Raw genomic sequence first — 24,254 nt, 5'->3', positions numbered from 1 at the left:
AGCCTGTTTCCCTGTTATTTGCTTGCTAACTCACGGATAAGGTCTGCCATAGCGTCGATAGATTTAATGCTCTTGGTATAGATCAAGTATTTACCATTGACGACATAGGCCGGAACGCCCTGAATTTTGGCTACGTCATAGGCCGCTTTCCATTTTTCCAGTGTTTCCTGTACCGCAGGCTCTTTCAGTGCGGCGTCAAAATCCGCCTGGCTCATACCTGCGGCATCCAGACCGGTTTTGATAAAAGCAGCCGGATCTTTACCGTCAGACCAGCGTTCTTTTTTGTCGTGATAAGCCGCGTAGTAAGCAAACTTGGCTTTCTTAAACTGCGAGTTAGCATCAAATAAAGAAATGCCGGCCGCTTTATCTTTATTAATCAATACTGCAAAGACTTCGCTTGCCTGCTTACCGTATTCACCTTTGGTTTCCAGATGGAATGGGGTAAAAGCGACGACATCCTTCACTTTCTCCGATACCGGGCCGGTAACTGCTTTGTCATATTTGTAGCAGAACGGGCAGGCATAGCTGAAAACCTTGATCAGCGTTTTGTCGGCGTTCGGAATGGGTTTTTCCAGAACCATATAATCCGTGCCTTCGGTGAAGGCGGAAGCAGTAAATGAAACCGCCAGGGTAGCGGTAAGTAGCACGCTTTTAAGCAGTGATGAGATCCCTAATTTCGACATTTTTATTCCCTTCTTAATTATTTAAACATCTGTTTTGGATGGACTAACAGCGCGCGATAGTGAGTTTGGTTGGGTTTATCAGACAGCACGTCGATTTCCACTTTCACTTCTTTGGTTTTGTAGTCGATTTCGTTCAACTTACCGACGGTAGGCTGACCGACGTCGAACAGATGAATGGAACCGCCGAAGCCGAACATGGTGTTACGGTCGGCCTGATATTCGATGATGGAGGTGATTGGGCTATAGAAATCGTAACCGCGTTCTTTACCGTATTCCCAAACTTGCTGAACAGTACCTTTCTTCTCATCAATCTTATATTCCACGAAGCGTGAATATTTCATGGTCGGTAAGGCGGGCTGTTCCAGATGGCGACCGTCGCCATTATCAAAGATAGTGAGCGTACCTTTGCTGGAGATCCATGCGGTATGTTGGGTGTAGGTGAAGTCGAAATCCGAGTTTTCACATAAGCCATTTTCGTTACAGGCGATAGGTTTACCATTGGCATCCACAGGTTTCAGCAGTTTGCTGGCCAGCGGTTTTTCCCAGCCTTTGGATGGTGCAAGGATCCATTTCACTTGCTTATCACGACCAATCTTCACTACGCCCTGATGACGAGAGGAGAGAATAATTGAGTCATCTTTGGCGTCATATGCGATGGAGTTAACGTGCGCCCAGTTACGGCCTGGTCCTACACCCAGAGCGTCACCGAACGGTGTATCCGGTTCCAGTTTTGCCTGCTGACCCGCGTGGGCCAGATCAACGTTAACGCAAACTGCGCCGGCATCCAGTGCGCCAAGCAGAGCATCACGTTTCGGATCAAGGATCTTTGTCAGATCCCATACATCGACAACGCGACCCGATTTATCGACTTCAAGAATGTGATCACGAATGGTCGTGACGTGTATGCCATCATCGCGACGGTAGTTGCTCTTGCCTACGCGCAGCAGTACCGTGCCGTTAGGCGTCTCAATGGATTCATGGGTAGCGTCAGCGAATCCACGCGGCAGTTTGTGATCTTCCAGCACCTGGCCCATCATGTCGAACTCATACCAGTGCTGGCCTTGTACTGCGGTAAAGGTGCCACGCGGTGTTTCGCGGATACCCATCAGATAACCACGTTTGTTGATGTTGCGGTCACGGCCATCATAGAAGGTGTCTTGATCCAGCCACCAGCGATATTCACCTTCGGTATCGACAATGAAGGTAAAGGGGGCGATATCAAAAGGCAGTGCACCGGTTGCCGGGCCTGCATCGAGGATACCGGCATTTTTATCTTTTTCGCCGTGCCAGTGGAGATCGGAACCTTGTGCGGTAAAGGTATGGGTATTAACCAGATAGAGGCGGTCTTCAAAACCGGGGGCGACTTTAACAACTTTGGTCTGCTGTAGATCGGAGATGGAGCGGTTATCCATGTAATTGTTGACGATGGCTGAAGTCTGCACCACGTAGTCATCTTTCATGGCTTTGCCGTTTTCTTTCCATTCAACGGTCACTTTGTTTGCAAATTTCTGATAAAGACCAAAAATCGGTACGCCATCATAAGTTTTTAGTGACTCCTGACCCACGGGATAGCTGATTTCAACGCCTTTTTCGCCCTTACCGTGGACGGTAACTTTGACGTCTGAAATGACGTGACTGTCTAAATTAACCACAGCGGTCAGAGGTGCATTACCGTAGGGATCAACGATGACAGCACCGAGTTGCCCGGCTGGTGGCGCTGGTTTAAAACCCGCAGCCATCACGCCAGTTGCAGATAAACCCAGAGCTAATGCCACAGTTCCGGCTACCAGTGTTTTTCTGTATTTATCAAACATGGATATATCTCCTTATATAACGCAAATATATAATAATGATGAATATCGACTGTTGAGATAGGACTAATAAATTCATTTTATGAATGAAGATGCAGGTTAAATAAATAGTGAGAATGTTTTTGTTGTTTTTTAATATATTGTCATTCTCTGAAATGAATATTTATCTTTAATGGATAGTAGGGTGGCGATATATCAATAACAATATTCAATATTGTGTAGTGTGATCTCTGCGGCATTGTTTTTTTATTATTAAATCAAATTTTAATGTGATAAAAACAAAATATTTAAGGAATATCAGTGACTTGTATTGTGATTTCTTTACTTGTTTTAATTACAAAACCGTCTGTATATGACGATTTAACATTAGATTGATTATTAATGTTAAATAAAATGTAGAGATGTATGTGGTTATATATTGATTGGAGTTATGAATTGCGGATTAATAATGAATTGCCCCGGTTATCGGGGCAATTTTAAGCAGTATTATTCAACAAAAATATGGGGGTAGAAGCGAGACATATCCTGGGTGATCAATGCACGGTCTTCACGAATGCCAATTCCGGCAGGTTGATCGTTCACCAGCCAGCTTCCAATCAGCATATAGCTGTCGCCAAATTTCGGCAGCGGATGGAATTGCTGAACAATCATTCCTTCTTCGCCATACGGGCCTTCCGCCGCTTCAATGGTTTTACCGTTCTCAATGATCGACACGTTTGCACCTTCACGTGAGAAGATCGGCTTAACCACATATTTTTCCATTTGCGGATGATCATCTTCCGCAAAATAAGCGGGCAACAGGTTCGGGTGATTCGGGAACATCTCCCACAGCAGTGGCAGAAGCGCCTTGTTGGAGATAATGCTCTTCCACGCCGGTTCCAGCCAGCGTACGCCAGCATCTTCCAGCTTGGTAGAGAACATTTCGCGCAGCATAAATTCCCACGGATATAGTTTGAACAGGTTAGCGATGACCTGATCCTGTAAATCCGTGAACTGACCTTTTTCACCTAAACCGATATCGTCGATATACAGAAACTCGGTAGCGATTTCAGCTTCGGTCGCGCAGTCCTGCAAATACTGAATAGTGCCGCGATCTTCCACCGTGTCGCGACAGCAGGTGAGATGCAGCAACTGAAAGCCATACTGTTCACGTAGCTCGGCAAAGCGATCAATCAGCTTTTCTTGCAGGCTATTAAACTGATCGCTGCCTTCCGGCAGGTTGCCAGCGTTAAGCTGATCTTCCAGCCAGAGCCACTGAAAGAACGCTGCTTCATACAGTGATGTTGGCGTATCAGCGTTATTTTCCAGTAACTTAGGTTCGCCTGTACCGTCCCACGCCAGATCAAGACGTGAATAAAGCGACGGCTGGTGGGTCAGCCATGACTGACGTACAAAGCTCCAGGTATGCTTTGGAATGCGGAATTTGGTCATCAGCTCATCGCTGGCGATCACTTTTTCCACCACTTTCAGGCACATCTGGTGCAGTTCGGCGGTAACTTCTTCCAGTTTTTCAACCTGGGCGAGGGTCAACTTGTAGTAGGCATCTTCACACCAGTACGGCTCGCCGTACATGGTGTGAAAATTGAAACCGTATTCGTGGGCTTTTTCGCGCCAGTCCGGGCGCTCGGTAATACTGACTCTTTCCATCGGTATTAACCACCCATTGAACGAGAAGAGGTGCCGGTTGCGCTACGCTGCATGGTGCTTTGTTTGGCAACAGACTCGCCAAAGCCGCCGCGGGTAACGGTGGTGGTGGTCGCTGGTTTTGGTGCCATTGCTGTTTTCGGTACGGTCATGGTGCGGCCTGGCTGGGCTGCGCCATAGTTTTTACCGGTTGCGTCGGTATATTTACCGTAAGCCGGGCTGGCAGGGTTCTTTGAGGAGAACAGCGGTTGCTGTGCAAAACCCGCTCCGCCGCCCATCAGACGACCCATCATGTAACCTGCCATTAGCGGCATCCAGAAGCTTCCGCTGGATTGCTGGGCCTGCGCCTGGTTTTCTGGTGCCATGCCTGCCTGGGCAGGTGCCTGCTGGCATTGACCTTCGCCAAATTCGGCAACACAGTCTTCACGGGTGGCGTATTTCGGCGCGGTACGTTCGGCTTCTTTCAGCGCATTGTTGTACGCGGTGGTGCATTCTGCGCTTTTGCCTGGGTTTGCGGCTGAACAATCATCAGCGTTCTGATACAGAGACACGGTCTCATCACTCTTTTCACAGCCCGCCAGCATAAAAACAGTGGCAACAGCAAGAGCGACAGGTGTCAGATGGCGTGCGCTCCAGTTTTTGCGGAACGATGCGTGGCGTATGGATTTTGTCCGTTTCATTTTTGTCTTCCGGGACCAGTGGTAAATACCCATCAGAATAGAGGATGGCTGGTCGAAATTGAAGCGAGAAGGGGGAAGAATGCGGCAGATAACCCGTATCTTTACGTTGCCTTACGTTCAAACGGGGCCGAAGCCCCGTCGTTGTCATCAGTTACGGAAAGGGTTATGACCGTTACTGGTGGAAGTGCGTGCGGATACCTGCTGAACGGCTGGTGCCGGGCTATCAGGTGCATAACCATCAGCGATAGCATTTTGTTCCGGCGTTTGCGGCGCGACGTTTTCCGGGTTAGTGGAAACCGGTTTGCTCAGCGCATTGTTCAATGCCAGCAGATCCTGCTCGTTCAACGTACCCAGAGCTGATTTAATATTCAACTGGTTAATCAGGTAGTTATAACGTGCATTCGCCAGTTCTTGCTTGGCGTTGTACAGCGTCGTGGTGGCGTCCAATACATCAACAATGGTACGCGTACCGACCGAGTATCCAGCTTCCATCGCGTCTAATGAGCTTTGGGCGGAAATAACGGCTTGTTTGTAAGCGTTAATGCTACTGATAGATGCATTAATGTTGTTGAAGGAGGAACGCACGGTTTGCACGACGCTACGGTGTGCGCTTTCCAGTTGCTCGCTGGCACCCACGAAGTTGTACTGCGCCTGTTTCACCTGCGAGTTAACCATTCCGCCCTGATAAATCGGCAGCGAGAAGCTCAGGCCCACTTTGTTCTGGCCCATATTGCTGTCGTCATACTGGCCTGCGGTCGCACCACGGGTTTTCGAACCACTGTAGGAGGTGTCAGAAATTCCGGTAGAGGCCGTTAAATCCAGAGTCGGTAAGTGACCATCCTGCGCCTGGCGAATTTGCTCGCGTGCCAGGTCCTGGCTCAAACGTGCCTGTAACAGCGACAGGTTACGCTTTTCAGCTTCTTTCAGCAGAGTGTTCACCGGCTGTGGTTTGTCGGTTTTAAAGTTTTCAACATTCAGCGCCGCCAGTTCCGGGTAGTAATTACCAGTGATCTGACGCAGTTGCTCAACGGCATTGTCGAGATTGTTACGTGCGGTCACTTCGTTTGCCAGCACGGTATCGTACTGTGCGCGGGCGTTCTGCACGTCGGTGATCGCCACCAGACCCACGTTAAAACGTTGGGTGGTTTGATCTAACTGACGGTAGATCGCTTCTTTTTGCGCCTGGGTATAGGAAAGAACGTCAATCGCATTCAACACGTTGAAATAAGCGGTCGCGGTGTTGAGGATCAGAGTTTGTTGATCGGTCTGGTAAGTGACGTCCTGAATTCCGGCCGCTTTTTCCTGCAAGGTCAGCGCACGCCATTTCGACATATCGAAAATGGACTGGGTCAACTGCAGGGACGCACTGGTCGCGTTAGAGTTGATGCCGTTCGCGTCGCGATAGCCGTTGCTGTAGGTGTAATCTGCACCTAAACCCAACTGTGGCAGTAATGGACTGCGCGCTTCATTAATTTTTTCAAAGGCAGCATCACGATCGGCGGCAGACTTACGCAATTCCGGGTTACTAAGGCGTGCTTGCTGATAAACTTGCATCAGGTTCTCGGCCTGGCTCAACGTACTGAACCCAGAAAGGCTCAGGCCGATAAGAATGGGGAGCAATTTCTTCATTTGCATTCCTTGTGGTGAAGCAGTATTTAGCGCGATCAAACTGTAAAATTATTGCGGATTCTAGCAGAAGCCGCCACCGCAAAAGGTTGGCGTTACGTGCCATAGGGCATTAATGTGCCTCAATTTAACACATGACCGCTCAAACGGCAGTCAAACGTCGCTGAAATTCACATTTAATTCACTATTAGTGTCAGGACATTAACAATGCTTAAGCCAGACAACCTGCCCGTTACATTTGGCAAAAACGATGTAGAAATTATTGCACGAGAAACACTTTATCGCGGCTTTTTTTCATTAGATCTTTATAGATTTCGCCATCGTCTATTCAACGGACAAATGAGTCATGAGGTCCGGCGGGAAATTTTTGAGCGCGGGCACGCCGCAGTCTTGCTACCCTTTGACCCAGTACGCGATGAAGTTGTGCTGATTGAGCAGATTCGGATTGCCGCCTATGACACCAGCGAAACGCCCTGGTTATTGGAAATGGTTGCCGGGATGATCGAAGAAGGTGAAAGCGTAGAAGATGTCGCCCGTCGCGAAGCGATTGAAGAGGCGGGACTGATAGTCAAACGGATCAAACCGGTGTTAAGTTTCCTGGCAAGCCCGGGCGGCACCAGTGAGCGTTCGTCAATTATGGTGGGCGAAGTGGACGCCACGACCGCAAGCGGTATTCACGGTCTGGCTGATGAAAACGAAGATATTCGCGTTCATGTGGTAAGCCGGGAACAGGCATACCGGTGGGTAGAAGAGGGGAAAATCGACAACGCAGCGTCGGTCATCGCTTTGCAATGGCTGCAACTGCATCATCAAGCGTTAAAAAATGAGTGGGCATAAATGAAGCGTTACACACCTGACTTTCCTGAAATGATGCGCCTGTGCGAGATGAACTTTTCACAATTGCGCCGTTTGTTGCCGCGCAATGACGCACCCGGCGAAACTGTAAGCTATCAGGTGGCAAACGCACAATATCGGTTAACGATTGTGGAATCGACCCGATACACTACCCTGGTGACAATTGAACAGATTGCACCTGCAATCAGTTACTGGAGCCTTCCGTCAATGACGGTGCGTCTGTATCATGACGCGATGGTGGCTGAAGTGTGTTCAAGTCAGCAGATTTTTCGCTTTAAAGCGCGGTATGATTATCCTAATAAAAAGTTGCATCAACGCGACGAAAAGCATCAAATTAATCAGTTTTTAGCGGACTGGTTGCGATACTGTTTAGCACATGGAGCGATGGCGATTCCGGTTTATTAGCGTCGTGAAACCTAAGGACACCATTTGGAAAGCCTGTTAACCCTTCCTCTGGCTGGTGAGGCCAGAGTCAGGATTTTACAAATTACCGACACTCACCTGTTTGCACAAAAGCACGAAGCCCTGCTGGGGGTAAACACCTGGGAGAGCTATCAGGCGGTGCTGGAGGCGATTCGCCCACACCAGCACGAATTCGACCTGATTGTCGCGACAGGTGATTTGGCACAGGATCAATCCTCTGCGGCCTATCAGCACTTTGCAGAAGGCATCGCAAGCTTTCGTGCGCCCTGCGTCTGGCTGCCGGGTAACCATGATTTCCAGCCTGCGATGTACAGCGCATTACAGGATGCGGGTATCTCCCCGGCGAAGCGTGTGTTTATTGGTGAGCAATGGCAAATCCTGATGCTGGATAGCCAGGTGTTTGGCGTACCGCACGGCGAGTTGAGCGAGTTTCAGCTTGATTGGCTGGAACGTAAACTGGCCGATGCGCCAGAACGTCATACTTTGCTGCTGCTGCACCATCATCCGTTGCCTGCGGGTTGTAGCTGGCTTGACCAGCACAGTCTGCGTAACGCGGGTGAACTGGATAACGTGCTGGTGAAGTTTCCGCACGTCAAATATCTGTTGTGCGGACATATCCATCAGGAACTCGATCTCGACTGGAATGGTCGCCGCCTGCTGGCAACGCCGTCAACCTGTGTGCAGTTTAAACCACACTGTTCCAACTTTACGCTGGACACTATTGCCCCAGGCTGGCGTACGCTGGAACTCCATGCCGATGGCACCCTGACTACCGAAGTGCACCGCCTGGCGGACACTCGTTTCCAACCAGATACCGCTTCAGAAGGCTACTGATGTCAACGCTTCTTTATTTGCATGGATTCAACAGTTCGCCGCGTTCAGCGAAAGCGAGCTTGTTGAAAAACTGGCTGGCGGAGCATCACCCTGACGTTGAGATGATTATTCCGCAGTTGCCGCCGTATCCTTCCGATGCGGCAGAACTGCTGGAATCCATTGTGCTGGAACATGGTGGTGATTCGCTGGGTATCGTTGGTTCGTCACTTGGGGGTTATTACGCTACCTGGTTGTCGCAATGTTTTATGCTGCCAGCGGTAGTGGTAAACCCGGCTGTGCGCCCGTTTGAACTGCTGACGGACTATCTCGGTCAGAACGAGAACCCCTACACCGGGCAGCAATATGTGCTAGAGTCACGCCATATTTACGATCTCAAAGTCATGCAGATTGACCCACTGGAAGCACCGGATCTTATCTGGCTGCTGCAACAGACGGGAGATGAAGTGCTGGATTACCGCCAGGCGGTGGCGTACTACGCCTCCTGCCGCCAGACTGTAATAGAAGGCGGCAACCACGCATTCACGGGCTTCGAAGATTATTTCAACCCGATCGTCGATTTTCTTGGTCTGCACCATCTCTGACGATCAACTCGAATTGCTAACTTAAACCATGACGCAAACTTATAACGCTGATGCCATTGAGGTACTCACCGGGCTTGAGCCGGTTCGCCGCCGCCCGGGGATGTATACCGATACCACTCGCCCAAACCATTTGGGGCAAGAAGTTATTGATAACAGTGTCGATGAAGCACTGGCCGGTCACGCAAAACGCGTGGACGTTATTTTACATGCTGACCAGTCGCTGGAGGTCATTGACGATGGCCGTGGAATGCCGGTGGATATTCACCCGGAAGAAGGTGTTCCGGCGGTAGAATTGATCCTCTGCCGTCTGCACGCGGGGGGTAAGTTCTCCAATAAAAACTATCAGTTCTCCGGCGGCCTGCACGGCGTGGGGATTTCGGTGGTTAACGCCCTGTCAAAGCGCGTAGAAGTCAACGTGCGGCGCGATGGCCAGATTTATAACATCGCGTTTGAAAATGGCGAAAAAGTACAGGATTTGCAGGTTGTCGGCACTTGCGGTAAACGCAATACCGGCACCAGCGTACATTTCTGGCCGGATGAAACCTTCTTTGACAGCCCGCGTTTTTCTGTTTCGCGCCTTACGCATGTGCTGAAAGCCAAAGCGGTACTGTGCCCCGGCGTTGAGATCACTTTTAAAGATGAGATCAACAATACCGAACAACGCTGGTGCTATCAGGACGGTCTGAATGATTACCTCGCGGAAGCGGTAAATGGCTTGCCGACGCTGCCGGAAAAACCGTTTATCGGTAATTTTTCTGGCGATACCGAAGCGGTGGACTGGGCGCTCTTGTGGCTGCCGGAAGGTGGCGAACTGCTGACCGAAAGCTACGTCAACCTGATCCCAACGATGCAGGGCGGGACGCACGTTAATGGTCTGCGTCAGGGCCTGCTGGACGCGATGCGCGAATTCTGTGAATACCGCAACATTCTGCCGCGCGGCGTGAAACTGTCAGCGGAAGATATCTGGGATCGCTGCGCATATGTGCTGTCAGTAAAAATGCAGGATCCGCAGTTTGCCGGGCAGACCAAAGAACGTCTCTCTTCGCGTCAATGTGCGGCATTCGTTTCTGGCGTGGTGAAAGATGCGTTCACCCTGTGGTTGAACCAGAACGTCCAGGCTGCTGAATTGCTGGCGGAGATGGCGATTTCCAGCGCCCAGCGTCGTATGCGTGCGGCGAAGAAAGTGGTACGTAAAAAGCTGACCAGTGGCCCGGCGTTGCCTGGCAAACTGGCTGACTGTACCGCGCAGGATCTCAATCGTACCGAACTGTTCCTCGTGGAAGGTGACTCCGCAGGTGGATCTGCCAAGCAGGCGCGCGATCGTGAATATCAGGCGATCATGCCGTTGAAAGGTAAGATCCTTAACACCTGGGAAGTTTCTTCCGATGAAGTACTGGCCTCGCAGGAAGTGCATGATATTTCAGTGGCGATCGGTATTGATCCTGACAGCGCCGACCTTAGCCAGTTGCGTTATGGCAAGATCTGTATCCTGGCGGATGCGGACTCCGATGGCCTGCACATTGCTACGTTGCTTTGCGCACTGTTTGTAAAGCACTTCCGCACGCTGGTGAAACACGGCCACGTTTACGTTGCTCTGCCACCGCTCTACCGCATTGACCTCGGGAAAGAGGTTTATTACGCGCTGACGGAAGAAGAAAAAGAGGGCGTGCTTGAGCAGTTAAAACGCAAAAAAGGCAAGCCTAACGTCCAGCGTTTTAAAGGTCTGGGCGAAATGAATCCGATGCAATTGCGCGAAACCACGCTTGATCCGAATACTCGCCGTCTGGTGCAGTTAACCATCGATGATGAAGACGATCAGCGTACTGACGCGATGATGGACATGCTGCTGGCGAAGAAACGCTCGGAAGACCGCCGTAACTGGTTGCAAGAGAAAGGTGATATGGCGGAGATTGAGGTCTGATAATTCCCGCCAGGAGAATAAAATATAGCCCGGTAAACATACCGGGCTTTTTTTATCAAAATTCCATTTTCACCGTGAATTGCACTTCACGCGGATCGCCAATCTGATTACCCAGATTATTTGTGGCTATGGAAGAGGTGTAATACGTTTTATCAAACAGGTTTTTGACGTTTAATTGCAGAGTGACCGGATACTGCAATTTCATTTTATATGCGGCGAAGGCATCGGCAACGAAATAGCCCGGCAGATAGTAGTCAGCCCCATTGGTTGCTGAACGACGGCTTACGCCATGTCCGCCACCGCCAAACGTCAGCGTGTTATTGCCAGGCATATTATGAATGTCATAGGTCAGGAATAGCGAACCGGTATGACGAGGAACATTCGGCAATGGTTTTCCTGCATAATCAGGATCTTCCAGAACCTTAGCATCGGTATAGCCGTAGCTGGCAATAATATTAATATTTTCAGTTAATGCTCCCGCAAGGTCGACTTCTACCCCTCTTGAACGAACGCGGCCTGCCGTTTTGGCGATGGTTTCGTCACCAATACTTTCGGTATACAACACGTTGCGTTTATGGATATCAAACAGCGCAATATCTGCGGTTATACCATCGAACAGCTCGAATTTTGCCCCGACTTCGTAAGCATTAGATGATTCCGGGGGAAGATCGCCAATGTAGCTGGCAATTGACGATTGCGGCATAAATGTTTGCGAATAATTGGCAAATAAGGATACCGATGGCGTCAGTTTGTAGACCAACCCCAGTTTGGGAGTCCATTGCTCATCGCGGCTGTCAGTATTGACATTAAAAGGACGGCCTTTACCCGCATACTGCGTGTAATACTGATAGCGGATCCCGGCGACGGCAATCCAGTTATCGGTCAGATAGAGCGCGTCCTGAGCATAAGCTGAGTAGCTCTCCTGTTTGATCGTCTGATCACTGTCCGATGCCGAGACCGTTGTACATTTGCTGGTATTGCCATAAACAGGGTTGTATATATTGAAATCTTTAGCGTTTTTACAGCGAATCATATCTGTGCGCAGAAGATCATAATATTCATATGACACCCCGCCCAGAATCTCATTATAGAATCCAGCGATATCGACATTCCCTTGCAGATCCGCACGAGTAGAATGCATGCGCTGAGTAGAGCCCTGAGTTGCATCAACACGCCGTGTCAGCGTTCCTGTTGTTGCATCATACGCGGTAACGCGAGCTTGATTATCGCTGTATTTATCCTGGCTGTAGCTGTAATCAAAGCGCGCAGTCCACTGGCTATTGAGATGATATTCTGCGTTGAGTTGCGCCAGATCGGACTGACCATCTGTAATATTAAACGGTTCGTCGAAACGTATTTTTCGATCAACGTTTACGGGCTGTTTCGTCGTAAGATCGAAAATTGTTCCGCGATCGAATGGCGTTTTATAGTCCCGATGTGAATAGAGCATGGTTACTGTTGCATTATCACCAAACCAGGTGAGTGATGGGGCAATAAATGTACTGCGCTCTTTACCGAAGTTCCGCCAGTAGTCTTCATCCTGCACTTCCCCCGTCAGGCGGTAGGCCAGTTGAGTGCCTTCAATGGGACCTGTGATATCAAGTTGCCCTGTACCACCACCAAAACTGGAGGACGTGGCTGAGACAGAACCATGGAACGTTTTTTCCGGGCGCTTTGTCACGACGTTAATCAGCCCACCAGGATCGAGAATGCCATACAGCGTGGAGGCCGGGCCTTTTAGCACTTCCACACGTTCTGTTGCGGCGTTGAAACTGCGAGGAAGTACGGTTCGCAGGCCGTTGGTCATGATGGAGCCATCCCGGTTTGCACCAAACCCACGACGTACAAAAGCGTCCTGAGTCCCGCCTAATGTATTGGTTTGCACCACGTTACTGACGTTATAAAGCGCCTCATCCAGCGTCGTCGCATGCTGATTTTCCAGAACTTGATCGCTAACCGTATTGACCACCTGCGGAATATCCAGCATCGGCATATCGGTTAATGTCGCCGTGGAGGTGCTCAGAGGCTGATAACCATCGGTCGCCTCAGTTGCGGTATTCGCATCCGCGGTAACCGTGATTGTTTCGCCATCTTTGGTCGTTACAGTGTCTGTTGCATGAATCATCGGTGCCGCAAAGAGCAGTGAAAAGAGCGCCCGACCTTTGACTCCTGAGAATGAAGGTGTGAACTTAGCCATTTAGTCTTTTACCCCAAAAACTCGCGGATTGTCGCGAGTGAAAATTGTTTCTTGTTGCTCACTAAGCACTATCCGTTTGTTATTTCGCCATCGGATATGTAATTGAGAATCATTCAATCATGCAATAATGTAGTAGTAAATGAGAAATAACGAAAAAATGCTACAGGTGTTTTCACGATGATTTAATGCAGGTTGATTGTTTTTAACTCATTGATATTTAATGTTTTAATTTTTATTTTCAAAAAGATTTTACCTGTTATTTACCTTGTTTTTGTGTGGCTTTTAACTTCTTGACTACTACATTTTGTGGCGTCAAACTCTCAAAGGAGAATGAGTTTTATTTTTGTTTGTCTTTGATTAAGTTGGCGTACACGTGGCACATAACGCAAAAGGGCAGGGGCTGATCCTCGACAATGTTTCTGCCGGGTATCACAAGAACATCATTGTTGATGGTGTTTCTTTCTCCGTTCCCACAGAGAAAATGACCGTTCTGGTTGGGGCAAACGGCTGTGGAAAGTCGACGTTGCTCAGTACCATTGCGCGTATATTGCAACCCATGGGCGGCTCGATATTGCTTGATGGCAAAGCGATTCACGAGCAACCAACGAAAGCGTTATCCCGCAGACTTGGGATCTTACCGCAGTCGCCATTATTGCCGGAGGGCTTAACCGTTTATGAACTGGTGTCGCGCGGGCGCTTTCCCTGGCAGAATTTTATACGTCAATGGAGCGACGCTGACGAGCAGGCGGTAGAAGAGGCCCTGAAATTAACCGGTACGCAGGAGTTTGCGCATTTACCTGTTGAAAAACTCTCTGGTGGGCAGCGCCAGCGGTGCTGGATTGCGATGGTGTTGGCGCAAAAGACGCCTTATATCCTGCTGGATGAACCAACAACCTGGCTTGATTTACGTTATCAGGTTGAAATTCTTGAGTTATTACATGACTTAACGCGCCATCACGGGCGTACAGTCGTTGTGGTGTTGCATGATCTGAATTTTGCCGTCAATTATGGCGATACGCTGATATTTTTACGCCAGGGGAAAGTGGTGCGTGTGTTGAATGAGGGGGAGCATTGCACGCCTGAGCTGGTGAAAGCTGTCTTTGACGTTGATGTTCACGCATCAATAAATCCTCTGACGGGAAAACCGTTTTTCATGCCGTTTCGTGGTGTAGAAAAAGTATGATGCGCACGGGGCTGGTTACTGTTTTTTTCCTCACCTTACTGCTGGTGGGATGCGTTGTATATCCTGGGATTGGTGCCCGATTTATTGCACCACAAACGGTGTTGCAGGCATTTTTCCATTTTGAACCGCAAAACTTCGATCACAACGTGATTATAAGACTCCGTTTGCCGCGTTTGGCGGCAGCATTGCTTACTGGTGCTTCTCTTGGTGTTGCTGGTGCTTTGTTGCAGGCTGTCATTCGTAACCCATTGGGGGAGCCACATATTTTAGGCTTAAATGCCGGAGCCGCCCTGGCTGTCGTTGCTGCCAGTGCACTAGGACTGGCATTTCCTGTTGGGCGTCCATTGCTGGCATCAGCGGGAGGCGCGGTACTGTTCCTGCTGATATTGCTGCTCTCTTCCGCAGGACGTTCAGGGTTAACGCCAATGAAAGTTACCTTATGCGGCGTGGCGCTATCGGCGTTCGTTTCCTCAATAACGGCTGCAATCCTGATTCTTGACGAACAAACGTTGTTGGCGATGCGGACATGGTTAGCGGGTGATTTAGCGGGGTTGGATTGGGCGACGCTTGGTACGTCCGCCTGGTTTTCTCTGGGGGGATTTGTATTAGCTCTTTATCTTGCGCCCTCTCTTAACATGTTGGCACTGGGCGATCGCATGGCGCAGGGCCTGGGCGTCTCGGTACTACGCACGCGAACATTCACTCTGATTGCGATCGCGTTGCTCTGTGGCGCAGCCGTATCGATTGCTGGCCCGATTGGTTTTGTCGGCTTGCTCGTACCGCAGATTGTCCGGCGTCTGGTATCAACGGATCTGCGCGTTCTGCTACCTCTTTCAGCTTGTGTCGGTGCCTTACTGCTATTACTGGCAGATATTATTGCCAGGACGCTTTTCACGCCCCATGAGCTGGCGACAGGTGTCATGACGGCATTAGTTGGTGCACCTGTTTTTGTCATTATGGCGACGAGGATGTTCAAATGAGCCGGATAATGAACGTTGGGTTACGCCCGCTACGTGTTGGTGAGTTTTCGACACTGGTACGCCCTAAAAATCTGGTGTTGCTTGGTGGACTGTCTCTGTTTGCTGTTGGAATACTGATATTCGGTCTGATGCATGGTTCTTTTTCTGTCCCGGCATCGGAAGTCGGACGAGCGTTGTTCTCTCCAGAAAATGTGAACACAGACACACGTTATATTGTGCAGGATATTCGCTTGCCGAGAGTCATCATGGCGTTGCTATGCGGAGCCATGTTAGGTATGGCGGGAGCCGCAATGCAGTCTATTGCTCGTAACAGCCTTGCGGATCCCGGTCTTATCGGGGTCAAGGAAGGATGTAGCGTGGCAGTGCTGTGGCTGATTTTCCAGTTTCCAATGCTGGGGATGTTCTGGCGTCCAGTGGCCGGCCTCGCTGGCGGCTTATTCGTTGCGTTAGTGGTGATTTTCTGTGCACGCGATATTTCCCGCCCGCGATTTGTTTTGATCGGCATTGGCGTTTCCTGGTTTTTCGCCGCGGGGATCGGTGTATTTATGACCACAGCAGATGTTCGTGACGTACAAACTGCATTGATGTGGTTATCGGGAAGCCTACATGCAGCCAACTGGATGTTAGTCGGTATTTCAGCCTGTTGGATGTTGCCAGCCGCTCTTTTATTGCTGTTCACAGCCCGGACTGCGGATATCGCTCTGCTTGGTCATCAGGTTGCAACCGGATTAGGCGTGAACAGTTCTCGTCTGGCGTTGTTGCGTGTAGCCGCGCCAATAATCCTGACAGCCGTCTGCGTTTCTTGTGTTGGCAACATCGGCTTTGTCGGGCTGATAGCACCTCATATATCACGTTTTATTCTGCGTGGTGGACAGACGACATTACTGCTGGGGAGCGCCGTATCGGGGGCGTTGTTAGTCATTCTGGCGGATAGCATTGGTCGTTTGGCTTTTTTGCCTTTGCAACTCCCTGCAGGAATCGTTATCTCACTGATTGGTGGACCATTCTTTCTGCTACTTCTCTGGCAACGCAGGAACAGTTTTTAACGGGAGTTATATGCGTTTATTTTTTTCTCTGCTGATACTGTTGTCATTTTTTGCTCGTGCAACAGAGCCTGTTCAGGTGTTTACCGATGATTTAGGGCGCAAAGTCACAGTGCCTGCACATCCAAAGAGAATCGTTTCTTTACACGATCTTGATATCACCATTCCTCTGATTGAACTCGGTGTACCTCCTGTCGCCAGCCACGGGCGTACACGGCCTGACGGTAGCCATTTCATTCGATCAGGTGCGTTACTGACAGGTGTTGATTTCGATAATTCATCGATCGCCTTCATTGGAACAGCCGATATTGATATTGAAGCGATTGTGGCGGCAAAGCCGGACCTGATCATCACAGAACCGACCCGTAATACGCCCATTGAACAACTGGAGAAAATTGCGCCCACGGTGAGCATTGATCATCTCAAAGGGGGCGCGCCAGAAATCTACCGCAAGTTGGCCGAACTTACAGGAACACAGGCGCGGCTGGCGATACTTGAACGCCGCTATCAGGCGCAAATCAATGCGCTGAAGGCGACGCTGGACAGTCAAAAAATAACGGTATCGGTGATTCAGGCAAATCAGGGAAAAATTAATGTGATGCATAGCTATCATTCGCTGGGGCGGGTATTACGCGATGCTGGTTTTCGCTTTCCGCCGCTGATTGAGAGCATTCCTGAAGGTGGGCGAATGGATGTGAGCGCGGAGCGTTTGCCTGAACTGGATGCCGATTTTGTTTTTGCAACCTGGCGCGGTGATTCTGGTGGTAAACCTCAGGACGAGCTGGCAGCAATGGAAAAAGTCATGCCGGGATGGTGTCAGTTTCTGACAGCCTGTCGTTCCGGACGTTATGTGTTGATTTCGCGTGAAGAGGCGATTTCTAACTCCTTTGCATCTCTGGGATTGATGGCTGCGCAGATACAATCACAAATTGCGGGGCGACCTTTACCGGAGGCCAAATGATCCAGAAAGACAAAACGCGGGTTGATATTTTTGGGGAGCGTTTTCGTACTCGTGCGAGTCAGTTAACGCCAGGGTTAAGAACCGTCGCCAGCTACATTAATGAGCACCGTGAAGTGGTCCTCGAGCAAACGGCGATGGAAATTGCGGCCACGTTAAACACTTCCGATGCCACAGTAATTCGGGCTATACAGGCTCTGGGGTTTGCCGGGCTGCGCGATCTGAAACGTACTCTGGAACAGTGGCTTGGCCCAGCCCTTAGCTCCAGCGAAAAGATGTCTACGACGGTGAGTAACTTGACGAGCGATGTTAACACCGCAATCGACTTTGTTCTTGAAGGGCATCTGTATACCTGCAATGTCCTGTCAGAGCCTGAAAACCGCCACTCGCTTGCGCAAGCGGTAGCCTTGTTGGTGCAGGCGCGGCAAGTTGCTATTTTTGGCATTGGCGCTTCGGGTATTCTGGCGGATTATACCGCGCGGCTATTCAACCGCATTGGCTTGCCCGCCACGGCGCTAAACCGTACGGGTATTGGCCTTGCCGAGCAATTGATCGCGCTTCAGCGTGGCGATGTGCTGATCATGATGGCGCAAAAATCTGCACACCGGGAAGGGCTGACAACGCTGCGTGAAGCGAAACGGCTGGGGATCCCGGTTATTTTGCTGACAAACGCTCTGGATTCGCGTTTTAGTAAAGACGCCAGTATCGTCATCCACGTTCCGCGCGGGGATGAAAAGGGGAAAACGCCGCTACATGGTACGGTATTGTTGTGCCTGGAAATGATTGTCTGGTCGGTGGCCTCAGCGGTGCCGCAGCGTGCGGTTAAAACCATTAAGCGAATTAACGATTTCCATCGGGGTTTGAAAACGGGAAGAAAGAATGGCTAATCAGGCCTGAGACCGGTAACAACACCGGCCTCTTTTCAGGAACATCAAAGTCCCGGCTGCAGGATACGAATATTCATCTCCAGCACATCGCCTTTTACGGCTTCGCTATATGCTTTCATGTGCGGGGTTTGCAGATGCGCTTCAAGGTGCGCGATGCTTTCCCACTGCTCAATCATCACAATAGAGTCCGGCGCCATAGACTGGAAACTCACGCCAGCAGCGCAATCCACCATTGGCGCGTAGCCGTGGCAACCTTCTTCCTTCAGAACTGTTGGAACGATTTTAGCAAACTGATCCAATACCGCCTGACGGTGATGTTGGCCAGGGCGAGTACGGATTTCTGCGATTACTGTAATCATGGTTAACTCCTTCTAAAGCCAGAGCTCTAGTTAACCAAAAATTTCCACAAGATGCTTGCGATATTCTTCAGTATAGCGGGGAACATCAGGCATTTTTATCACGTCATTAGCGATAAATGTCGGCAGCGGTTCCATGCCGAGGAATTGGTTTGCTTTATGGAACGGTAGATACACACCGTCAACGCCAACGCCGTGGAAGAACTGATCTTTTTCGGTGAAGGCTTCCATTGGGGCGTTCCAGGTCAGCGAGAGCATATATTTTTTACCCTGTACCAGACCGCCAGAACCGTATTTTTTCGACGGATCTTTGCGGGTACGACCATCGCTGGCATACAGCGTGCCGTGACCTTCGGTGAACACATCATCAATGTATTTTTTCACCGTCCACGGCGCGCCCATCCACCAGCCAGGCATCTGCCAGATCACCACATCAGCCCAGAGAAAGTTTTGTACTTCGGCTTTGACATCGTAGTCGCTCTCAGCGCGAACGATGCGGACATCATGTCCGAGGTCGCGCAGCGTGCCATCCGCGACTTCGGTCAGGGTGTCGTTCAGTTGACCATTGGAGTGGGCGAATTTTTTCGCACCGTTGATAATCAGAATGTTGCTCATTTTTTATCCTCAAGGAGAGACGTTTACCGACAATAGTACGTCACAGAGCGGTGCGGTGAAATTAGCAAAATGTGCAAAGTCTTTTGCGAATTTTGCAAAAGTCTCACCACTACCAGCTCACTTTCGCCTCAAATCCACCTTGTTTCGCATTCCCAAATACAACATTCATGCCATGCAATTTTGCGATTCGCTGGACAATCGATAGCCCAAGCCCGCTGCCGGTAGCGGTTTGTCCTGGTGGGCGGTAGAAACGTTCGCCAATTCGCGCCAGCGCCTCTGGCGTCACGCCGGGGCCGTTGTCTCTTACGGTGAAATTATCTGCATTCAGAGTGACATCCACTACGCTGCCCTGTGGACTGTAGCGTACTGCGTTATCCAGCAGATTTCGTACCAGTAGACTTAGCAATAGCGGTTGTCCGGTGCGTTTGATGCCGTGGGCATTGAGCGTCAGCCGCACGTCAATTTTTGCCTGCTGCGCCGTGTGGTAGATATCCATCACCGCCGATTGCAGGAGATCTTCAAGTGGGATCTCCGCGACGTCCTGAAGGTTATCCAGCGAGTCGAGCCGCGATAGTGTGAGCAGTTGATCAACCAGACGGGTGGCGCGATCGATCCCCGAATGTAATTGCGTCAGTGCTTTTTTCCGTGCCTGCGGATCATCGTCAGAAAGTTGTGCGACTTCGGTTTGTACTTTCAGCGCTGTTAACGGGCTACGCAGTTCGTGAGCGGCGTCAGAGGTAAAGCGCCGTTCACGCACCATCATCGCATGTGTACGGTCGAACAGTTGATTCAGCGACTCGACTAGCGGACGCACTTCGCTGGGTACGCCCGCGGCGTTGAGTGGTTTTTCCGAGTCGGGATCGCGCATACGTAGCGCCAGCGCTAGTTTGTTCAGTGGCGAGAGCTCACGACCCAGTAACACCATCATGAAGATTAACATGATGGGTAGCGCAACAAGCCAGGGGATGAGCTGGCCGGTGACGATTGCCAGCGCCATGTCTTCACGGTATTCCCATTCCTGGCCGACAACGATGCGATATTTACCATCAGGTGATGTCATCCAGATAAAGCGCCATTGATCTTTATCACCCACCAGTTGCCCGTCAGCAAAACCTTCACGCTGATAGCTATAGGGAATATCTTCTCCATTATCGCCATCGTTAAGAACCATTCTGCCGTCGCGGGTAAAAATGGCAAATGTCAGGGCATCGTCATCCACATGGCCGTGTTTGAATTTATCCGGCGTTCTTGCCATACGATCTGCCGCATTAATTTCGTTAAGATCGAGCGTACTTAATCGTTTGGCAAACAGCATTAACTGGGTATCGAACAACTCATCGACATTATCAATCGTTTGTTTCCAGGCTACAAAGCTGGAGACAACCCAGGTCAGCGAGGCCAGAATCAAAAAGATCAGCGTCAGCCTGACTCGCAGACTAAGGCGTTGGGTAAATTTCATTTCTCACCTAATGTGTAGCCAATACCGTGAACGGTGCGAATAAAGTCACTGCCGAGTTTGCGTCGCAGATGATGCACATGTACTTCGACGGCATTGCTGGTGACCTCTTCGTCCCAGGTATACAGTTTTTCTTCAATCAGTTTGCGTGGTAGAACACGACCAGCGTTACGCATCAGTAATTCCAGCAGGGCAAATTCTTTTGGCTTGAGTGTTAAGGATTCACCTGCCAGGGTGGCGATCCGTTTGCCCGGGTCGAGCATGACGTTGCCGTGATGTAGCTCGTTGCTGGCATGGCCGTTGGTTCGGCGCATCAGCGCTTCCAGCCTGGCGGCCACTTCTATCAATGCAAAAGGTTTACACAGATAATCGTCGGCCCCCAGACGCAAACCTTCCACGCGTTCCGCCAGTGCGTCGCGCGCGGTCAGGATCAGTACCGGCTCACGCTGACCTTTATCCCGCCACTCGCGCAAAATATCGCGGCCATCCATTCCCGGTAAGGTGAGATCAAGGATCACCGCGTCATAAGGTGCGCTATAAAGCGCCTCTTTTCCCTGACGACCTTCCGTAAACCAGTCAACACTAAAGCCCATCTTACTAAGACCTGTTTTGATGCCGTCACCAATCAGCATGTCATCTTCTATCAGTAAAATTCGCATCTTTTCATCCCTGCGATAGCTGTATTCGTTGTCAGTAAACCGTGTTGTAACGCGCTCTGTACAGTACTAAATTTTCTTTTTTTTCCTTAAGAAGTTGTTAAGGACTATCTTGTTTAATGCCTGGAAACAGACATCAAAGGGAGTAACAAACATGAAAAAATTCGCAGCAGTAATTGCAGTAATGGCCCTGTGTAGCGCACCGGTTATGGCAGCAGAGCAGGGGGGCTTTTCTGGCCCATCGGCAACACAAAGTCAAACCGGAGGATTCCAGGGGCCGAACGGCAGCGTAACTAACGTAGAAAACGCGAAATCTTTGCGTGACGACACCTGGGTAACTCTGCGTGGCAATATCGTTGAGCGCATCTCTGACGATCTGTATGTGTTCAAAGATGCCAGCGGCACCATCAATGTCGATATCGACCACAAACGCTGGAACGGCGTGACAGTTACGCCGAAAGATACGGTTGAGATTCAGGGGGAAGTGGATAAAGACTGGAACTCTGTTGAGATTGACGTGAAACAGATCAGTAAAGTCAATCCGTAATTGTTACTGCTCCCGGGACGCGTTCCCGGGAATAATTTCGCAGGGAGCAACATGAAAAACCGTGCACTGGACGTAAATATTATCGATTTCCCATCAACCCGCGTGGCGATGTTGCCGCATCGCTGTAGCCCTGAGTTGCTCAACTACAGCGTGGCGAAATTTATCATGTGGCGCAAAGACACGGGGTTATCTCCCGTTAACCAAAGCCAGACTTTTGGCGTCGCCTGGGACGATCCTGCCACCACTGCGCCAGACGCGTTTCGCTTTGATATTTGCGGCAGCGTTAACGAGCCTGTTCCGGAGAATCGTTATGGTGTGAGTAATGGCGAACTCACCGCAGGGCGTTATGCGGTTGCCCGTCATTCTGGCGCCCTGGATAACATATCTCACACTATCCGGGCCATCATTCGCCGTTGGCTTCCTGATAGCGGCGAGAAAATGCGTAACGCACCGATATTGTTTCACTACACCAACCTGGCCGAAGGGATGTCAGAGAAGCGGCTGGAAACGGATATTTATGTGCCGTTAATGTGAAGGGGGATCTTTTCCGGAGTGTGAGCCAAATCACTCGCGATAAGTTTGAGCTAACAATGCCACTGGCGTATTGTTGTCAGGCTTATAATTTCTCCGGTAAGGAATACCATGTATACGCGAAATTTATTATGGCTGGTCAGCCTGGTAAGTGCGGCTCCTCTCTATGGTGCTGACGTTCCCGCCAACACACCGCTCGCCCCGCAACAGCTCTTTCGTTACAACAATCATAGCGACCCCGGCACGCTTGACCCGCAAAAGGTTGAGGAGAATACCGCCGCGCAGATTGTGCTGGATCTGTTTGAAGGTCTGGTATGGATGGACGGCGAAGGTAAAGTGCAACCTGCCCAGGCTGAATCCTGGGAAGTGTCAGATGGCGGCAAACGCTATATTTTCCATTTACGCAACGGCTTACAGTGGTCTGATGGTCAGCCTCTGACAGCGCAGGATTTTGTCCTCGGCTGGCAGCGCGCGGTTGACCCCAAAACGGCAAGCCCTTTTGCTGGCTATCTGGCGCAGGCGCATATTAAAAATGCAGCGGCTATCGCGGCGGGAAAATCGGATGTCTCATCGTTAGGCGTGAAAGCGACGGATGACCGCACTTTTGAAGTCACGCTTGAGCAGCCCGTACCGTGGTTTACGACAATGCTAGCCTGGCCGACGCTGTTTCCGGTTCCGCATCATATGATTGCGAAGTATGGCGATAGCTGGAGTAAGCCAGAGCATATGGTTTACAACGGTGCTTTTGTGCTTGATAAATGGGTGGTTAACGAAAAGATTACCGCACGCAAAAATCCAAAGTACCGCGATGCACAACATACGGTATTGCAGCAGGTTGAGTATCTGGCACTGGATAATTCAGTCACCGGCTATAACCGCTATCGTGCGGGTGAAGTCGATCTCACCTGGGTTCCGGCACAACAAATTCCTGCTATTGAAAAATCACTGCCTGGTGAGTTGCAAATTATCCCGCGTCTGAACAGTGAATATTACAATTTCAATATCCAGAAACCACCGTTTGACGATGTTCGTGTCCGGCGGGCGCTATATCTGACGGTCGACAGGCCGTTAATTGCGCAAAAGATACTCGGGTTGCGAACGCCTGCAACCACGTTGACGCCGCCAGAGGTAGAAGGCTTTAACGCGACGACGTTTGATGAACTGCAAAAGCCGATGAGTGAGCGCGTGGCGACGGCAAAAGCCTTGCTCAAACAAGCGGGGTACGATGCTTCTCATCCGCTACGCTTTGAACTGTTCTACAACAAGTATGATTTGCATGAAAAAACGGCAATTGCGTTGTCTTCCGAATGGAAAAAATGGCTTGGTGCACAGGTGACGCTGCGCACGATGGAGTGGAAAACCTATCTTGATACCCGGCGAGCCGGTGATTTCATGCTATCGCGGCAGTCGTGGGATGCGACGTACAATGATGCTTCCACTTTCCTGAACACGCTCAAAAGCGATAGTGAAGAGAATGTCGGTCACTGGAAAAATGCGCAGTATGACGCGTTGCTAAATCAGGCGGCGCAGACCACTGACGCGACAAAGCGTAATGCGTTGTATCAGCAGGCAGAGATGATCATTAATCAGCAGGCACCGCTCATTCCCATCTACTATCAGCCGCTGATCAAATTGCTTAAACCTTACGTTGGCGGTTTCCCGCTGCATAATCCCCAGGATTATGTCTACAGCAAAGAGTTGTATATCAAGGCACATTGATGCCTTTATCGCCGTCGGAGCACGTCCGGCGGCGCTATTCACGCTGATCTCCTGTGACTCGACGCGAC

23 protein-coding genes are annotated in these 24,254 nt (G+C 50.3%); 13 read left to right on the top strand and 10 right to left on the bottom strand.

Going from position 1 to position 24,254, the window contains the following annotated elements; genetic code table 11:
* Positions 1 to 14: 14 nt before the first annotated feature.
* From A9587_RS13590 to tolC, 5 genes are all read right to left on the bottom strand, one after another.
* Positions 15 to 683, bottom strand: a complete 669-nt coding sequence (locus A9587_RS13590) for a thiol:disulfide interchange protein DsbA/DsbL (RefSeq protein WP_000040026.1) — start codon at positions 681 to 683, stop codon at positions 15 to 17.
* A gap of 17 nt (positions 684 to 700) precedes the next feature.
* Entirely contained in the window at positions 701 to 2,497 is a 1,797-nt protein-coding gene (locus A9587_RS13585; RefSeq protein ID WP_000459873.1) for an aryl-sulfate sulfotransferase, read from the bottom strand.
* Between the two features lie 483 nt (positions 2,498 to 2,980).
* The gene (locus A9587_RS13580) at positions 2,981 to 4,141 is read right to left on the bottom strand and encodes a glutathionylspermidine synthase family protein (RefSeq protein WP_000442874.1); all 1,161 of its coding nucleotides are present in this window, start codon (positions 4,139 to 4,141) and stop codon (positions 2,981 to 2,983) included.
* Positions 4,142 to 4,146: 5 nt separating this feature from the next.
* A complete protein-coding gene (locus A9587_RS13575) occupies positions 4,147 to 4,818 on the bottom strand; it encodes a DUF1190 family protein (protein ID WP_000831543.1) in 672 nt (223 codons plus the stop codon).
* Positions 4,819 to 4,965: 147 nt separating this feature from the next.
* Positions 4,966 to 6,447, bottom strand: a complete 1,482-nt coding sequence (tolC, locus tag A9587_RS13565; RefSeq protein WP_000735302.1) for an outer membrane channel protein TolC — start codon at positions 6,445 to 6,447, stop codon at positions 4,966 to 4,968.
* 204 nt (positions 6,448 to 6,651) lie between these two features.
* Here tolC and nudF point away from each other — a divergent pair, with 204 nt between their 5' ends.
* From nudF to parE, 5 genes are read left to right on the top strand one after another with little or no spacing between them, the layout of a single operon-like run.
* Positions 6,652 to 7,281: an ADP-ribose diphosphatase gene (gene nudF, locus A9587_RS13560; RefSeq protein ID WP_000917113.1), complete on the top strand. Its 630-nt coding sequence runs from the start codon at positions 6,652 to 6,654 to the stop codon at positions 7,279 to 7,281.
* On the top strand, positions 7,282 to 7,704 hold the full coding sequence (locus tag A9587_RS13555; protein WP_000833390.1) for a DUF1249 family protein: 423 nt from the start codon (positions 7,282 to 7,284) through the stop codon (positions 7,702 to 7,704).
* Between the two features lie 24 nt (positions 7,705 to 7,728).
* Positions 7,729 to 8,556, top strand: coding sequence for a 3',5'-cyclic-AMP phosphodiesterase (cpdA, locus tag A9587_RS13550; RefSeq protein ID WP_000444754.1), 828 nt, complete (start codon positions 7,729 to 7,731; stop codon positions 8,554 to 8,556).
* Complete coding sequence (gene yqiA, locus A9587_RS13545) at positions 8,556 to 9,137, top strand: esterase YqiA (protein ID WP_000105733.1); 582 nt, start codon at positions 8,556 to 8,558, stop codon at positions 9,135 to 9,137. The genes cpdA and yqiA overlap by 1 nt, the downstream gene beginning before the upstream one ends.
* 28 nt (positions 9,138 to 9,165) lie before the next feature.
* Positions 9,166 to 11,058, top strand: coding sequence for a DNA topoisomerase IV subunit B (gene parE / locus A9587_RS13540; protein WP_000195279.1), 1,893 nt, complete (start codon positions 9,166 to 9,168; stop codon positions 11,056 to 11,058).
* Positions 11,059 to 11,113: 55 nt separating this feature from the next.
* Here parE and A9587_RS13535 read toward each other — a convergent pair whose 3' ends face one another.
* Complete coding sequence (locus A9587_RS13535) at positions 11,114 to 13,255, bottom strand: TonB-dependent siderophore receptor (protein WP_001051713.1); 2,142 nt, start codon at positions 13,253 to 13,255, stop codon at positions 11,114 to 11,116.
* Between the two features lie 373 nt (positions 13,256 to 13,628).
* On the opposite strand from A9587_RS13535, the gene A9587_RS13530 reads away from it, so the two are divergent.
* Genes A9587_RS13530 through A9587_RS13510 form a run of 5 tightly spaced genes read left to right on the top strand, consistent with a single transcriptional unit; the run spans position 13,629 to position 18,306 of the window.
* Positions 13,629 to 14,438, top strand: a complete 810-nt coding sequence (locus tag A9587_RS13530) for an ABC transporter ATP-binding protein (RefSeq protein WP_000940884.1) — start codon at positions 13,629 to 13,631, stop codon at positions 14,436 to 14,438.
* The gene (locus A9587_RS13525; RefSeq protein ID WP_001517111.1) at positions 14,435 to 15,418 is read left to right on the top strand and encodes a FecCD family ABC transporter permease; all 984 of its coding nucleotides are present in this window, start codon (positions 14,435 to 14,437) and stop codon (positions 15,416 to 15,418) included. The genes A9587_RS13530 and A9587_RS13525 overlap by 4 nt, the downstream gene beginning before the upstream one ends.
* A gap of 8 nt (positions 15,419 to 15,426) precedes the next feature.
* A complete protein-coding gene (locus A9587_RS13520) occupies positions 15,427 to 16,464 on the top strand; it encodes a FecCD family ABC transporter permease (protein ID WP_032141510.1) in 1,038 nt (345 codons plus the stop codon).
* 10 nt (positions 16,465 to 16,474) lie between these two features.
* Positions 16,475 to 17,422 (top strand): iron-siderophore ABC transporter substrate-binding protein, encoded by a 948-nt coding sequence (locus tag A9587_RS13515; protein WP_001517110.1) that lies wholly within the window; start codon positions 16,475 to 16,477, stop codon positions 17,420 to 17,422.
* A complete protein-coding gene (locus tag A9587_RS13510) occupies positions 17,419 to 18,306 on the top strand; it encodes a MurR/RpiR family transcriptional regulator (protein ID WP_001517109.1) in 888 nt (295 codons plus the stop codon). The genes A9587_RS13515 and A9587_RS13510 overlap by 4 nt, the downstream gene beginning before the upstream one ends.
* Positions 18,307 to 18,350: 44 nt before the next feature.
* Here the strand turns inward: A9587_RS13510 and A9587_RS13505 are convergent, their stop codons facing one another.
* The 4 genes from A9587_RS13505 to qseB all read right to left on the bottom strand — a co-directional run bounded on the left by A9587_RS13505 (position 18,351) and on the right by qseB (position 21,392).
* A complete protein-coding gene (locus tag A9587_RS13505; protein WP_000633738.1) occupies positions 18,351 to 18,665 on the bottom strand; it encodes a putative quinol monooxygenase in 315 nt (104 codons plus the stop codon).
* A gap of 30 nt (positions 18,666 to 18,695) precedes the next feature.
* Positions 18,696 to 19,277, bottom strand: coding sequence for an NADPH:quinone oxidoreductase MdaB (mdaB, locus tag A9587_RS13500; RefSeq protein ID WP_000065441.1), 582 nt, complete (start codon positions 19,275 to 19,277; stop codon positions 18,696 to 18,698).
* A gap of 109 nt (positions 19,278 to 19,386) precedes the next feature.
* Positions 19,387 to 20,736, bottom strand: coding sequence for a quorum sensing histidine kinase QseC (gene qseC, locus A9587_RS13495; protein WP_000673336.1), 1,350 nt, complete (start codon positions 20,734 to 20,736; stop codon positions 19,387 to 19,389).
* A complete protein-coding gene (qseB, locus tag A9587_RS13490; RefSeq protein ID WP_001221482.1) occupies positions 20,733 to 21,392 on the bottom strand; it encodes a quorum sensing response regulator transcription factor QseB in 660 nt (219 codons plus the stop codon). Before qseB ends, qseC begins: the two co-directional genes overlap by 4 nt.
* A gap of 151 nt (positions 21,393 to 21,543) precedes the next feature.
* Here qseB and ygiW point away from each other — a divergent pair, with 151 nt between their 5' ends.
* The 3 genes from ygiW to A9587_RS13475 all read left to right on the top strand — a co-directional run bounded on the left by ygiW (position 21,544) and on the right by A9587_RS13475 (position 24,186).
* On the top strand, positions 21,544 to 21,936 hold the full coding sequence (gene ygiW / locus A9587_RS13485; protein ID WP_000712662.1) for an OB fold stress tolerance protein YgiW: 393 nt from the start codon (positions 21,544 to 21,546) through the stop codon (positions 21,934 to 21,936).
* A 51-nt stretch (positions 21,937 to 21,987) separates the two neighbouring features.
* Complete coding sequence (locus A9587_RS13480; RefSeq protein ID WP_016262556.1) at positions 21,988 to 22,470, top strand: AraC family transcriptional regulator; 483 nt, start codon at positions 21,988 to 21,990, stop codon at positions 22,468 to 22,470.
* A gap of 108 nt (positions 22,471 to 22,578) precedes the next feature.
* Positions 22,579 to 24,186, top strand: a complete 1,608-nt coding sequence (locus tag A9587_RS13475; protein WP_105263503.1) for an ABC transporter substrate-binding protein — start codon at positions 22,579 to 22,581, stop codon at positions 24,184 to 24,186.
* Positions 24,187 to 24,254: the final 68 nt, after the last annotated feature.

The sequence above is a fragment of the Escherichia sp. MOD1-EC6162 genome (assembly GCF_002965125.1).
Lineage (GTDB): Bacteria > Pseudomonadota > Gammaproteobacteria > Enterobacterales > Enterobacteriaceae > Escherichia > Escherichia marmotae.
The sequence above is the reverse complement of the archived record's forward strand: the minus strand, read 5'-3'. Positions and strand labels throughout refer to the sequence as shown.